10 protein-coding genes are annotated in these 14,189 nt (G+C 66.3%); 5 read left to right on the top strand and 5 right to left on the bottom strand.

The features are described from left to right. Window positions 1-59: 59 nt before the first annotated feature. Genes hisG through hisS form a run of 3 tightly spaced genes read right to left on the bottom strand, consistent with a single transcriptional unit; the run spans window position 60 to window position 3,324 of the window. Entirely contained in the window at window positions 60-749 is a 690-nt protein-coding gene (gene hisG / locus ACGYLI_RS09535) for an ATP phosphoribosyltransferase (RefSeq protein WP_067624598.1), read from the bottom strand. Continuing rightward, entirely contained in the window at window positions 746-1,828 is a 1,083-nt protein-coding gene (locus ACGYLI_RS09530) for an ATP phosphoribosyltransferase regulatory subunit (protein ID WP_394419015.1), read from the bottom strand. Before ACGYLI_RS09530 ends, hisG begins: the two co-directional genes overlap by 4 nt. Continuing rightward, window positions 1,828-3,324 (bottom strand): histidine--tRNA ligase, encoded by a 1,497-nt coding sequence (gene hisS / locus ACGYLI_RS09525; protein WP_394419014.1) that lies wholly within the window; start codon window positions 3,322-3,324, stop codon window positions 1,828-1,830. Before hisS ends, ACGYLI_RS09530 begins: the two co-directional genes overlap by 1 nt. A 178-nt stretch (window positions 3,325-3,502) precedes the next feature. Here hisS and ACGYLI_RS09520 point away from each other — a divergent pair, with 178 nt between their 5' ends. Further along, window positions 3,503-3,697, top strand: coding sequence for a SlyX family protein (locus ACGYLI_RS09520; RefSeq protein ID WP_082851915.1), 195 nt, complete (start codon window positions 3,503-3,505; stop codon window positions 3,695-3,697). A 20-nt stretch (window positions 3,698-3,717) separates the two neighbouring features. On the opposite strand, the gene ACGYLI_RS09515 is transcribed toward ACGYLI_RS09520, so the two are convergent. Both ACGYLI_RS09515 and dnaE read right to left on the bottom strand, forming a co-directional pair. Further along, complete coding sequence (locus ACGYLI_RS09515) at window positions 3,718-4,284, bottom strand: hypothetical protein (protein WP_394419013.1); 567 nt, start codon at window positions 4,282-4,284, stop codon at window positions 3,718-3,720. Window positions 4,285-4,378: 94 nt separating this feature from the next. Next, on the bottom strand, window positions 4,379-7,915 hold the full coding sequence (gene dnaE, locus ACGYLI_RS09510) for a DNA polymerase III subunit alpha (protein ID WP_394419012.1): 3,537 nt from the start codon (window positions 7,913-7,915) through the stop codon (window positions 4,379-4,381). A gap of 200 nt (window positions 7,916-8,115) precedes the next feature. Here dnaE and xdhA point away from each other — a divergent pair, with 200 nt between their 5' ends. Genes xdhA through ACGYLI_RS09490 form a run of 4 tightly spaced genes read left to right on the top strand, consistent with a single transcriptional unit; the run spans window position 8,116 to window position 14,184 of the window. Continuing rightward, window positions 8,116-9,507 (top strand): xanthine dehydrogenase small subunit, encoded by a 1,392-nt coding sequence (gene xdhA / locus ACGYLI_RS09505; RefSeq protein WP_394419011.1) that lies wholly within the window; start codon window positions 8,116-8,118, stop codon window positions 9,505-9,507. Next, complete coding sequence (gene xdhB, locus ACGYLI_RS09500; protein ID WP_394419010.1) at window positions 9,504-11,918, top strand: xanthine dehydrogenase molybdopterin binding subunit; 2,415 nt, start codon at window positions 9,504-9,506, stop codon at window positions 11,916-11,918. The genes xdhA and xdhB overlap by 4 nt, the downstream gene beginning before the upstream one ends. After that, window positions 11,915-12,670 (top strand): xanthine dehydrogenase accessory protein XdhC, encoded by a 756-nt coding sequence (xdhC, locus tag ACGYLI_RS09495; protein ID WP_394419009.1) that lies wholly within the window; start codon window positions 11,915-11,917, stop codon window positions 12,668-12,670. The genes xdhB and xdhC overlap by 4 nt, the downstream gene beginning before the upstream one ends. Beyond that, window positions 12,667-14,184, top strand: coding sequence for an ABC transporter ATP-binding protein (locus ACGYLI_RS09490; protein ID WP_394419008.1), 1,518 nt, complete (start codon window positions 12,667-12,669; stop codon window positions 14,182-14,184). The genes xdhC and ACGYLI_RS09490 overlap by 4 nt, the downstream gene beginning before the upstream one ends. Window positions 14,185-14,189 lie beyond the last annotated feature (5 nt).

The raw sequence follows: 14,189 nt of genomic DNA, 5'->3' as shown, positions 1-14,189 counted from the left end.
GGCTCGGAGGGTGCAATGCCATGGAAGGGAAGGGAAAAACCCGGGGCTGTGACGCTACGTCAGGTCAGCTGTGCGATCAGGGTTTTCAGCGCTTTGCGGCTGTGATCCTCAAGGGGCGCCATGCGCGAGCGCCAGAGCGTCGCCTGCGATTGCAGGATCAGCCCGTCGCTGAGGATCTTCAGGTGATTGGCGCGCAGGGTCTCCCCGCTGGAGGTGATGTCGGCGATGGCCTCGGCGGTCTCGTTCAGCACCGTGCCCTCGGTCGCGCCTTGGCTGTCGACCAGCGCGTAGTCGGCCACGCCATGTGTGCGCAGGAACTCCCGCACCAGCCGGTGATACTTGGTGGCGATGCGCAGGCGGAAGCCATGTTCGGCGCGGAAGGCGGCGGCGGCGGCGTCGAGATCATCCAGCGTATCGACATCGACCCAAGCCTGCGGCACCGCGATGATCAGGTCGGCATGGCCAAAGTTCAATTCCTCCAGCGGCTCGACCAGTTGATCCCAAAGCGCCAGTTTTTCCTGCACCAGATCGGTGCCGGTGACGCCCAAATGGATCCGCCCCGCCGAGAGTTCGCGCGGGATTTCACCCGCCGAAAGCAGCACGAGCGAGACATCCTCGATCCCCTCGACCTTGCCCGCATATTCGCGGTCGGACCCGGTGCGTTGCAGGCTGACGCCGCGCGCGCCGAACCATTCAAAGGTCTTCTCCATCAGCCGCCCCTTGGACGGCACACCCAGTTTCAGCGTCATTGCCCGGCCTCCAGTTCCAGCATCAGGCCGGGGCGCATCACACCGCCCACCGCCGGGATTTCATCGCCCTGCCCCAGCCGCCGGGTCAGCGCGTCATAGCGCCCGCCGCTGGCGATGCTGGGCAGATCGGGCCGCGAAGCGGCGCGGAAGGCAAAGACGAAACCGTCGTAATATTCCATCGAAGACCGGCCATGGCTGGCCTCAAAGAGCAGCGCGTCGGTGTCGATCCCGCGGGCGCGCATCGCATCGGCGCGGGCCGCGACACGGGCCACGGCATCGCCGATGGCGGGCATGTCGACAGCCAGATCGCGCAGGCGGCTCAGCGCGTTGGGCAGGGTTTCCCGCACCTCCAACAGCGCCTCGAAAAGGTCGACCTGCTGCGCGGAGATCGGCGGCGTCTGCGCATCCTCGCGCAGGGCCGCGACGCGGGCTTCGATCTCGGCCCATGAGCGCAGCCCCACCATCGGCGCGTCGCATGTCACCTCGGCCTCGGCCAGCAGCGCCTTGCGCCCGGCAGGCACCGGGCTACGCCCAGCATAGCGGTCGAGCAGCGCGCGAAAGCGGCGCGGGCGCCAGATGTGACGCATCAACGCCTGTTTGCGCGCAGGCGATGTGCCCAAGCCCTGCACCGCCGCCATCAGCACGCCGATGTCGCCGGTCACCGGGCGCACCGGCAGCCCCTGCATCGCCTCGGCGATCAGGGCGAAAACCTCGGCATCCGCCGCCGCCGGATCGGCGCGGTCGAAGACTTCGAAGCCAACCTGAATGTATTCGTTGGCGCGGTTCGGGTCGTGTTCCTGACGGCGGAAAACCTCGCCTGAATAGGTGTAGCGCGCAGGCTCGGCCCCGTGAGCCATATGCATCTGCACCACGGGCACGGTGAAATCGGGGCGCAGCATCTGCTCCCCGCGCAGCGCGTCCGAGGTGACATAGGCGCGCGCACGGATATCCTCGCCATAGAGGTCCAGCAGCGTGTCCGCCGGTTGCAAGATCGGCGGCTCGACCAGAACGGCGCCCTGCCCCTCGAAAATCGCGCGCAGGGAGGCCGCGCGCGCCAGCGTTTCGGAACGTGTGGGCATCAGCTTGTCCGATCCAGAATATCGCGCACCGCTTTGATCAGATCGCCGCGTGGCACCTCATATTGGTTGGGGCGCTCTTTCCACTCGTCATGGCTGGCCTCTTGCGCCAGTTGCGCGCCCAGCACCATGTCCTTGATCTGCACCACGCCGCGGTCCTTCTCGTCACCGCCTTCGATGACGACCACGGGGCTTTGCCGCTTGTCGGCGTATTTCATCTGGTTGCCGAAGTTCTTCGGGTTGCCGAGGTAGACCTCCGCCCGGATGCCCGCCTGCCGCAGCTCGGCCACCATGGCCTGATAATCGGCCATGCGGTCGCGGTCCATCACGGTAACGACGACGGGGCCTGTCGCTTCGGCCTCAAGCCGCCCTTTGGCGGCCAGCGCGGCGAGCAGACGGTCGACACCGATGGATACGCCGGTCGCTGGCACTTCCTGCCCGGTGAAACGCTTCACCAGATCGTCGTAGCGTCCGCCGCCGGCGACCGAGCCGAAGTTCCGCGCGCGGCCCTTCTCGTCTTTGATCTCGAAGGTCAGTTCGGCCTCGAAGACCGGGCCGGTGTAATAGCCAAGGCCACGCACGACGGAGGGGTCGATCTCCACCCGGTCGGGGCCATAGCCGCCCGCCGCCAGCAGGTCCGAGATAAGCTGCAACTCATCCACGCCCTGCACGCCGACCTCGGAGCCTGTCACCAAGTCGCGCAGCCGCGCCACCGTCTCGGCCCCGGTCTCGCGCTTGGCCTGCATGAAGCCCATCACGACTTCGGCCTGCGCCTCGCCCAACCCCGCGCCCTTGGTGAAATCGCCGCTCTCGTCCTTGCGGCCCTCACCCAGCAGCGCGCGCACGCCCTCCGGCCCCAGCCGGTCGAGCTTGTCGATGGCGCGCAGCACGATGCCGCGTTCGGCTTCCTTGTCGTCGCCCGCAAGCCCCGCCACTTCGAGCACGCCGTTCAGCACCTTGCGGTTGTTCACCCGCACCACATAGTCGCCGCGTGCAATGCCCACTTCCTCGAGGCAATCGGCCAGCATGGCGCAGATCTCGGCATCGGCAGCGACCGAGGGCGCGCCCACGGTATCGGCGTCGCACTGGTAGAACTGCCGAAACCGCCCGGGCCCGGGCTTCTCGTTGCGCCAGACCGGGCCCATGGCGTAGCGCCGGTAGGGCATCGGCAGGTCGTTGCGGTGCTGGGCATAGACCCGCGCCAAGGGCGCGGTCAGGTCATAGCGCAGCGCCAGCCAGTCACCGGGCTTGTCGCCCTCGGCATCCTCTTGCCAGGCAAAGACGCCCTCGTTCGGGCGGTCCACATCGGGCAGGAACTTGCCAAGCGCTTCGACCGTCTCCACGCCCGAGCTTTCCAGCGCGTCGAACCCGTAGCGGTGATAGACGGCGGCGATCTTGTTCAGCATCTCGGCCCGATGGGTCACCTCGGTCCCGAAATAATCGCGGAACCCTTTCGGGGTTTGCGCCTTGGGACGGGGGGTTTTCTTGGGCTTTGCCATGGCAAGGATCCTCGGTGCATCAATTGGCCTCGCGTCTAGCCCAAGCCCCCCGCAAGAGCAAGTAACGCGGCATCCCGCCCCTGTCCCGCGCCGCCGGTCCGTGCTAGATCGCGCAAAAAGGATGCGCGCCATGACCGACCAAAGCCCTGATCACACCCCAGACCAAACAGCCGATCATATCAGCCGCCTCGAAGAGCAGATCGCCCATCTGACCCGCGCGGTCGACGATATGTCAGAGATCGTCACCCGTCAGGAGGCCGAGATCGTCACCCTGAACCGCCGCGTCCATATGCTGATGCAGCGCGAAGGCGAGCGGGACGCCTCGGGCGGTGGCGCGGTCCTTTTGGGCGATGAGCGGCCCCCGCATTACTGAGCGGCAGCGCCACGCCCCCGTCAATTGGCTGATTTCATTGCCACGGCGGCGACGGCCCCGTCATGCACCAGCACCTCGGACCAGCGCGCGGTCTGGCCCAAACGCTCATAGGCGCTGACGAAAAAGGTCGTCGTGTCGAGCGTGCCGATCTGCCGCCCGCAGGGTTTGCCGCGCCCCGCCCCGCAGACGCGGGCCTTGATCGCCTCATAGGCCGCGTCGGTCTCGGCTGTGGGCAGGTTCTCCCCCCCCGGGCCGTAGTGCAGTTGCTCATAGACCGAAGGTGTGCCGAACAGCACATTGGCCGCCGTCAACTGGCGCGCGCAATCATCCGCAAAGCCGGTGATGTAGAAACTGCGCGCCCCGGCGCTGCCGGGCTGCGAATCGAACAACCGATAGCCCCGCGCCGCGGGTTCCTCGACCAGTTGCCCCAATTCGCTTAGGTCCAGATCGCAGACACGGGCCACCTCACCAAACGGCAGGGCGGTACCGAATGAAACCTCGGAGACCTGCGGGTTCGGCGCGGTGGGAGCCATGGCGCAGGCGGAGAGCAACGTCCCCATAATCAAAAGGCCGATGCGTCGTTTCATGCTCTGCTCCCCATTGCTTGGCAGGCAGGTAGCGCAGCCACCCGCCGCCGTCCACTGGATGCGGCAACGCGGGAGGCCGCCGAGGCGGCGGAGGTCAGATTTCCTCGACCTCCATCACCCCGTCGAGCGAGCGGATCGCGCCCTTGATCTGCGGTGTCACCGGGAATTCGCGCCCCAGATCGACCTCGACCTCACCGGGCAGGCTTGGGTCCATCAGGCAGAACTGCACCGGCCCTTTGCCCGCGGCCTTCACCGCCTGCCGCGCCCCGTCGAGCACATCGGCCACCGATTGGATCGCCCCCGGCCCGTCGATGAAGACCCGCAGCCCCATGCTGCCCGCATCCGCCACCGCCGCGTCGATCGGCCCGATGCCGCGGGCCAGCAGCTTCAACTGGTCGCTTTCCATCGTGGCCTCGACGGTGACGACGACCTTGGAGCCGACCTCCAGATGATCGCGCGAGGCTTCGAGCACGTCGGAGAAGATCGTCACCTCGTAGCCGCCCGTGGGGTCCGAGAGTTGCGCAAAGGCAAAGCGGTTGCCGCGCGCCGACTTGCGCTCCTGACGGCCCGCCACGACGCCCGCGAGCCGCGCGTTCATCGCGCCGCGGGTCGAGACCTTTTCATTGAGCTCATCAAGCGTGAGGAAAGGCAGACCGGTCTCCCGCGCCCATTTGCGTTTCAGGGGTGGCATGTAATCGTCCAGCGGGTGGCCCGAGAGGTAGAAGCCCACGGCCTTGAACTCCTCGGCCAGACGCTCCGCCGACTGCGAGTCGTCGCAGGGCAGCATCCGCGGCTCGGGCAGGTCGTCGCCCGCCTCCCCAAACAGCGAGACCTGGTTGGAGGCCTTCTGCTCGTGGATCGCCGCCGAATAATTCACCAGCCCGTCGAGCGACTGGAACACCCGCCGCCGGTTGCTGTCGAGCTGATCGAACGCGCCCGAGCGCACCAGCATCTCCAGCGGGCGCTTGCCCACGCGCTTGAGGTCCACGCGCCGCGCGAGGTCAAAGAGCGTGGCGAAGGGCTTGTCGACACCATCCACCTTGCGCCCCTCGGTCACCAGCCGCATCGCCTCCAGCCCGACGTTCTTCAACGCGCCCAGCGCATAGACAAGCGCGCCGTCGACCACTTTGAAAGTGGCATCAGAGCGGTTCACGCAGGGCGGCACCCAAGGCAGTTCGAGATGTTTGCGCACCTCCTCGAAATAGATCGCCAGCTTGTCGGTAAGGTGAATATCGCAGTTCATCACCCCGGCCATGAACTCGACGGGGTGGTTCGCCTTCAGCCATGCGGTCTGGTAGCTGACCACCGCATAGGCCGCGGCGTGCGACTTGTTGAAACCGTAGTTGGCGAATTTCTCCAGAAGGTCGAAGACCTCCGCCGCCTTCTTCTTGTCGACGCCATTGGCCATCGCGCCCTTTTCGAACTTAGGGCGTTCCTTGGCCATTTCCTCGGCGATCTTCTTACCCATCGCACGGCGCAACAGGTCAGCACCGCCGAGCGAATAGCCCGCCATGACCTGCGCGATCTGCATCACCTGTTCCTGATAAACGATGATGCCTTGGGTCTCTTCAAGGATGTAGTCGATGCTGGGGTGCACCGATTCCAACTCGCGCTTGCCGTTCTTGACCTCGCAATAGACCGGGATGTTCTCCATCGGGCCGGGACGGTAGAGCGCCACGAGAGCGACGATGTCCTCGATACAGGTCGGCTTCATGCGCTTGAGCGCATCCATCATGCCGCTGGATTCCACCTGGAAGACCGCGACGGTCTTGGCGCTGGAATAGAGATCGTAGGTGGCCTTGTCGTCGAGCGGGATGGTGGCCACGTCATCGACATGGCCCTCGGGCGGCTCGTAAATCTGGCGTCCGTCCGCGGCGATATGCAGATGCCGCCCGCCCGCCTTGATCTGGTCGAGCGCGTTCTGGATCACGGTCAGGGTCTTCAGACCCAGAAAGTCGAACTTCACCAGCCCGGCCTGTTCGACCCATTTCATGTTGAACTGCGTCGCCGGCATGTCCGAGCGCGGGTCCTGATAAAGCGGCACCAGATGATCCAGCGGTCGGTCGCCGATCACCACGCCCGCCGCGTGGGTGGAGGCGTTGCGCAAAAGCCCCTCGACCTGCTGGCCGTAGGTCAGCAGCCGGTCGACGACCTCCTCGTTCTTTGCCTCCTCGCGCAGTCGTGGCTCGTCCGCCAGCGCCTTCTCGATGGAGACGGGTTTCACCCCCTCCACCGGGATCATCTTCGAGAGGCGATCCACCTGCCCATAGGGCATCTGCAACACCCGCCCAATGTCGCGCACCGCCGCCTTCGACAAAAGCGCACCGAAGGTGATGATCTGCCCCACCTTGTCGCGGCCGTATTTCTCTTGCACGTAGCGGATCACCTCCTCGCGGCGGTCCATGCAGAAGTCGATGTCGAAGTCGGGCATGGAGACCCGCTCGGGGTTGAGGAAACGCTCGAAGAGCAGCGAGTAGCGCAGCGGGTCGAGGTCGGTGATCGTGAGCGCATAGGCCACCAGCGAGCCCGCACCGGAGCCCCGCCCCGGGCCAACCGGGATGTCGTTGTCCTTGGCCCATTGGATGAAGTCGGCAACGATCAGGAAGTAGCCGGGGAAGCCCATGCCTTCGATGATGCCCAGTTCGAAATCGAGCCGTTTTTGGTATTCTTCCACGCTCACCGCATGGGGGATCACCGCCAGACGGGCCTGCAGGCCTTCGTTGGCCATGCGGCGCAGCTCGGCGACCTCGTCGTCGGCGAACTTGGGCAGGATCGGATCGCGGCGGTAGGCCATGAAGGCGCAGCGCTTGGCGATCTCGACAGTGTTGCTTAGCGCCTCGGGCAGGTCGGCAAAGAGGGTCGCCATCTCGGCCTGCGACTTGAAGTAATGCTGCGCGGTCAAACGGCGGCGCGGCTGGCTCTGGTCGACATAGGCGCCCTCGGCGATGCAGATCAGCGCGTCATGCGCCTCGTACATGTCGGGCTTGGGGAAATAGACGTCGTTGGTCGCCACCAGCGGGATGTCCATGGCATAGGCCATCTCGACGAAGCCGCGCTCGGTCAGGCGTTCGGCCTCGGGCTGGCCGCCGTCTTCCGGGTGGCGCTGCAACTCGACATAGAGCCGGTCGCCGAAGGCCTTGTGCAGCCGCGCCATCAGCGCTTCCGCCGCCGGGCGCTGGCCACCCTGCAAAAGCATCCCCACCGGCCCCGAAGGCCCACCGGTCAGGCAGATGAGGTCGGCGCTCAGTGCCTCAAGTTCGGCCAGCGTCACCTCGGCCACCGCCCCGCCCTTATCAAGGTAGAGGCAGGAGTTCAGCTTCATCAGGTTCTCATAGCCCAATTCGCTCTGCGCCAGCAGCACCACCGGCGCGGGCGGGCGCGGCTTCTCACCGGGCTGGACCTCGACATAGGCCACATCGACCTGACAGCCGATGATCGGCTGCACGCCCGCGCCCGCCATCGCGACCGAGAACTCGAGGGCGGCGAACATATTGTTGGTATCGGTCAGCGCCAGCGCGGGCATTTCCGCGTCACGGCACATGCCGGGCAGCTTTTTCAGCCGCAGCGCGCCTTCCAGCAGGGAATACTCGGAATGGCTGCGCAGGTGAATGAATCGGGGAGCATCTGACATGGGCGCAAACTATGCCAGCCGCCTGCCCGGCACCAGCGCCGGATGCGGCGGTGCTGCATTTTTCGCCCAAGGTATTTTTTCTTGCCAAAACGCCCCCCACCCCGCTAGCCTGACCTCTACCTCGCCCGCGCCCGGTTCTACGCCGCATCGAACCCCGCGCATGTTTACGGGCCACTTTGTACCGCGGCGGATGAGAACCAATGGACATCACTTTTCTTCTCAATGGAGAAGTCGTGTCACTCTCCAACGTGTCCCCGACCACCACCCTGCTCGACTGGCTGCGCGAAGAGCGTGGCCTGACCGGCACCAAGGAGGGCTGTAACGAGGGCGACTGCGGAGCCTGCTCGGTGATGATCACCGATGAAAACGGCAGCCGCGCGCTCAATGGCTGTATCCTGTTTCTGCCGCAGGTGAACGGCAAGGCCGTCACCACGGTTGAGGGCATGGCGAGCGCCGATGGCACGCTGCACCCGGTGCAGGAGACGATGATAGAGCATCACGGCAGCCAGTGCGGGTTCTGCACGCCGGGCTTCGTGGTCTCGATGGCCACAGCGCATCTCAACGGCGCGCGCGACCACGACGTGCAGCTTGCCGGCAACCTCTGCCGCTGCACCGGCTACGCGCCGATCATCCGCGCCGCCGAAGCCGCGGCGGACAAGCCCGTGCCGGAGCATCTGCTGGGCCTCAAATCGAAGCTCAAACAGGACATCCCCGCCCCCGCCAAAGCCGAGGGCGCGCCCCATGTGCAGCCCGAGAGCAGCGATGAACTGGCCGCGTGGTATCTCGACCACCCCGACGCGACGCTGATCGCCGGGGCGACGGACGTGGGCCTTTGGGTCACCAAGGGCTTCCGCGATCTGGGCGCCGTGGCTTTCCTCAACCGCTGCGCCGATCTGCGCGGTATCACCGAGGATGAGACCGGCCTGCGCATCGGCGCCATGACAACCCTGACCGAGGTGGAGGCAAAGCTTTCCCCGCTGTTTCCCAGCCTGGGCGTGATGCTGCGGCGCTACGGCTCGACGCAGGTGCGCAATGCGGCGACTTTAGGCGGCAATATCGCCAATGGCTCGCCCATCGGTGACGGCCCGCCCGCGCTGATCGCGCTTGGCGCCACGCTGCACCTGCGCCGTGGCGATGCGCGCCGCGAACTGCCGCTGGAGGACTTCTTCCTCGACTACGGCAAGCAAGACCGCGCGCCGGGCGAATTTGTCGAGGCGATCACCGTGCCGCGCCAGCACGACACGCTGCGCTGCTACAAGCTGTCGAAGCGTTTCGATCAGGACATCTCGGCGGTCTGCGGCTGTATCTCGATCACCGGCAATGGCTCTGAAATCCTCACCGCCCGCGCGGCCTTCGGCGGCATGGCCGCCACCCCGAAACGCGCCGCCGCGGCGGAAACGGCCCTTGTCGGCCAGCCGTGGAACGAAGAGACCATCCACAAGGCGATGGAGGCGATGCGCGACGACTTCACCCCGCTGTCGGACATGCGCGCCTCCGCCGCCTACCGGATGCAGGCGGCGCAGAACATGCTGCTGCGTTATTTCCACGACGCCAATGGCACCCCCACCAATCTGCTGGAGGTCTCGGCATGAGCGTTGCAAAGCCCCTTCCCCATGACGCCGCGAAGCTGCATGTCACCGGTGCCGCGCGCTATGTCGACGACATCCCCACCCCGCGCGGCACGCTGCATCTGGCCTTTGGCCTCAGCCCCGTCGCGGCGGGCGATCTGACCGGGCTCGACCTCTCCGCCGTGCGCGAAGCCCCCGGCGTCGTCGCGGTGCTGACCGCCGACGACCTCGCGCATGATTGCGACACCTCGCCCTCGAACCATGACGAGCCGCTTCTGGCGACCGATCAGGTGCATTACGCGGGCCAGCCGCTTTATCTGGTGGTGGCCACCAGCCACCTTGCCGCGCGCCGCGCCGCCCAGTTGGGCAAACCGCAAATCACCCCGCGTGACCCGATCCTGACCGTGGAACAGGCGCTCGCGGCCAACAGCCGTTTCGAGGATGGCCCCCGGATCTACCAGAAGGGCGATGCCGAGACCGCGCTGTCGAAGGCCGGCCGCCGCCTCTCGGGCCAGATCGAGATGGGCGGGCAGGAGCATTTCTACCTCGAAGGTCAGGCCGCTATGGCGCTGCCGCAGGACAATGGCGACATGCTGGTGCATTCCTCGACCCAGCACCCGACCGAAATTCAGCATAAAGTCGCCCATGCCATTGGCCGCCCCATGCACGCCGTGCGGGTCGAGACCCGGCGCATGGGCGGCGGTTTCGGCGGCAAGGAAAGCCAGGGCAACGCGCTGGCCATCGCCTGTTCCGTGGCCGCATCGCTGACCGGCAAGCCCTGCAAGATGCGCTATGACCGCGATGACGACATGATCGTCACCGGCAAGCGGCACGACTTCCGCATCAGCTATGAGGTGGGCTTCGACGACGCAGGCCGCATCACCGCGCTGGACCAGACCCATTACACCCGCTGCGGCTGGTCTATGGACCTGTCGCTGCCCGTGGCCGACCGCGCCATGCTGCATGCCGACAACGCCTATCACCTGCGCGACATCCGCATCACCTCGCACCGTTTGCGGACCAATACCGCCAGCGCCACGGCGTTTCGCGGTTTCGGCGGCCCGCAGGGGATCGTCGGCATCGAGCGGGTGATGGACCATATCGCCCAAGAGTTGAGCCTCGACCCGCTCGCCGTGCGCCGCGCCAACTATTACAGCGACAACGCCCACCGCCCGACCGAGGTGGAGAACACCGGCACCGCGATCGACAACCGCACCCCGCCGGAGGCCGAGGCCGATCTATCGTCACGCGGCGCCCCCCCTGCTCCCGGCGCGCAACCGTCGATCCCGGCCACCCCCTCGGACGTGCAGACCACGCCCTACCAGCAGCCGGTCACCGACTGCATCGTTAACGCGCTGACCGACCGGCTGGTCGAGAGCTGCGATTACGAGGCGCGCCGCGCTGCCATTGCCGAGTGGAACGCGCAAAGCCCGCTGATGAAGCGCGGCATCGCAATCACGCCGGTGAAATTCGGCATCTCCTTCACGCTCACTCACCTCAATCAGGCGGGCGCGCTGGTGCATGTCTACCAAGACGGCTCGATTCACCTGAACCACGGCGGCACCGAGATGGGGCAAGGGCTGTTCAAGAAGGTGGCGCAGGTCGCCGCCGCGCGCTTCGGCGTCTCGCCCGAGGTGGTCAAGATCACCGCCACCGACACTGCCAAGGTGCCCAATACTTCGGCCACGGCAGCCTCTTCGGGTTCGGACCTCAACGGCATGGCGGCGCAGAACGCCTGCGACACGATCCGCGACCGGATGGCCGCGCATCTGGCCGAACGCTACCAGACCACCCCCGATCAGGTGGTATTCGCCGACGGCATGGTGCGCATCGGCGGAGAGGAGATCACCTTCGCCGCCGCCGCCGCCTCGGCCTATGAGAACCGCGTGAGCCTTTCCGCCACCGGCTACTACAAGACGCCCGAGATCGAATGGGACCGGATCGCCGGACGCGGGCGGCCGTTCTACTATTTCGCCTATGGCGCGGCCTGCACCGAGGTGGTGATCGACACGCTGACCGGCGAAAACCGCATCCTGCGCACCGATATCCTGCATGACGCCGGTGCCTCGCTGAATCCGGCGCTCGACGTCGGCCAGATCGAAGGCGGATACGTTCAAGGCGCAGGCTGGCTCACCACCGAGGAACTGGTCTGGGACGAGACCGGCACCCTGCGGACCCATGCGCCCTCGACCTACAAGATCCCCGCCTGTTCGGACCGCCCGCCGGTTTTCAACGTGGCGCTCTGGGATCAGCCGAACCCGGCGCAGACCGTCTACCGCTCCAAGGCCGTGGGCGAGCCGCCCTTCATGCTGGGCATCTCGGCCTTCATGGCGCTGTCGGATGCGGTGGCGGCCTGCGGCCCGCATTACGGCGACCTGCAAGCCCCGGCCACCGCCGAGGCCGTGCTCGCCGCCGTTGGACGGGCGCGGAAATGACCGCGATCTTCGTCGAGGTCACCGCCACGCGCGGCTCGGCCCCGCGGGATGCGGGCACGGCGATGAAGGTCACGCCTGATGCAATCGCGGGCACCATCGGCGGCGGCGCGCTGGAGCATCAGGCCATCGCGCACGCCCGCCAGATGCTGGCCGAGGGCCGGTGCGAAGACAGCCAGACCCTGCCGCTCGGCCCCGGTCTGGGGCAATGCTGCGGCGGCGCGGTCAGCCTGCGCTACACCACCACGCCGCGCCCGCTGGACACGGCCACCCCCTTACCCTTGCCGGATGTGCAGAGCGACGTGCCGCTCTGGCTCTGGGGTGCGGGGCATGTGGGCCGGGCGGTGGTGGCGGCCTGCCCGCCCCGGGCCTTTGAGATCACATGGATCGACAGCGCCCGCGACCGTTTCCCCGACCAGATCCCGCCCCATGTCACCGCCACCCCCGCCGCCGACATGCCGCGTCTCGCCGCCCATGCGCCGCGCGAGGCGCACCACCTGATCTTCACCTATTCCCATGACATCGACCTCGCCCTCTGTGCCGCGCTGCTCAATCGCGACGCCGCGAGCGTCGGGTTGATCGGCTCTGACACAAAAAAGTCACGGTTTTCCCGCCGCTTGCGTGACATGGGGTTGGATCCCTCTGGCATCACCTGTCCAATTGGCGATAAATCGCTGGGCAAGCTGCCTGCGCAAATTGCCCATGGCGCGTTGACCGCTCTCATCGCCCGGACCCAGACAAAGGTTTCCGCATGACTGATTCACTTCTCGACCTCACCGGGTTGACCAAGGCCTACCCCGGCGTCGTCGCGAACGATGACGTGTCCCTGCGGATCGCTCCGGGCGAGGTTCACGCCCTGCTGGGCGAGAACGGCGCGGGCAAATCCACTTTGGTTAAAATGATTTACGGTCTGGTCAAACCCGACGCGGGCCAGATGCGGATGCGGGGCGAGAGCTTTGCCCCCACCGACCCCCATGCGGCGCGGCAGGCGGGCGTGGGCATGGTGTTTCAACACTTCTCGCTTTTCGACGCGCTGAGCGTGGCGGAAAACATCGCCCTCGGCATGGAAAACCCGCCGCGTATGCGCGAGCTGAGCCAGCAGATCCGCGATGTGTCGGACACCTACGGCCTGCCGCTTGCGCCGGACCGCACCGTCGGTGACCTCTCAGCGGGGGAGCGTCAGCGGGTCGAGATCATCCGCTGCCTGCTGCAAGAACCGAAGCTGCTGATCATGGACGAGCCGACCTCGGTCCTGACGCCGCAAGAGGTTGAAATCCTTTTCAAAACCCTGCGCAAGCTCAGCGCCGAAGGCACCGCGATCCTCTATATCTCACACAAGCTCGAGGAAATCCGCAGCCTGTGCGACAGCGCCACGATCCTGCGCTTGGGCAAGGTCGTCGGCCATTGCACCCCGCGTGAGACGTCGGCACGCGACATGGCCGAGATGATGGTGGGCTCTGCGCTGAAAACGCCGACCCGCGACAGCAAGGAACCGGGCGAAGTGACGCTGCGGCTGAACAACCTCTCGGCCCGGTCGGCCCATGCTTTCGGCATGCCGCTGCGCGATATTTCCGTCGAGGTGCGGCGCGGGGAGGTGCTGGGCATCGGCGGCGTTGCGGGCAACGGGCAGGACGAATTACTCAACGCACTGTCGGGCGAAACGCTGGTCGGCGCAGGCATGATCACCTTTGACGGGCGCGACATCGGGCTTCTTGGCCCCACCGCCCGCCGCGCGCTTGGCGTGTTGACCGCCCCCGAAGAGCGGCTGGGCCATGCCGCCGTGCCGGATATGTCGCTGACGGAAAACGCCATGCTGACCTGTGCGGCGCGTGAGGGGCTGGAGCGCGGCGGCATGCTCGACTGGGGCAAGGCGCGCAGCTTTGCCGAGAAGATCATCAAGACCTTTGACGTGCGCACCCCCGGCCCCGCCAATGCCGCGCGCTCGCTCTCAGGCGGCAACCTGCAGAAATTCGTCATTGGGCGCGAGGTGTTGCAACGGCCCGAGCTGCTGGTGGTGAACCAGCCGACATGGGGTGTTGATGCCTCTGCCGCCGCCGCGATCCGGCAGGCGCTTTTGGACCTCGCTTCCGGCGGCACCGCCGTGATCGTCATTAGCCAAGACCTTGATGAGCTGATGGAGATTTCCGACAATTTCGCCGCCCTGAACGAAGGCCGCCTGTCGCCGTCCCGCCCCGCGCAGGGGCTCACGGTCGAAGAGATCGGCCTGATGATGGGCGGGGCACATGGCATGGAGGTGGCGCATGTCTAAGCCGA

The sequence above is a fragment of the Sulfitobacter sp. 1A13421 genome, assembly GCF_043557285.1.
In the GTDB taxonomy this organism is placed as follows: domain Bacteria; phylum Pseudomonadota; class Alphaproteobacteria; order Rhodobacterales; family Rhodobacteraceae; genus Sulfitobacter; species Sulfitobacter faviae.
The sequence above is the reverse complement of the archived record's forward strand: the minus strand, read 5'-3'. Positions and strand labels throughout refer to the sequence as shown.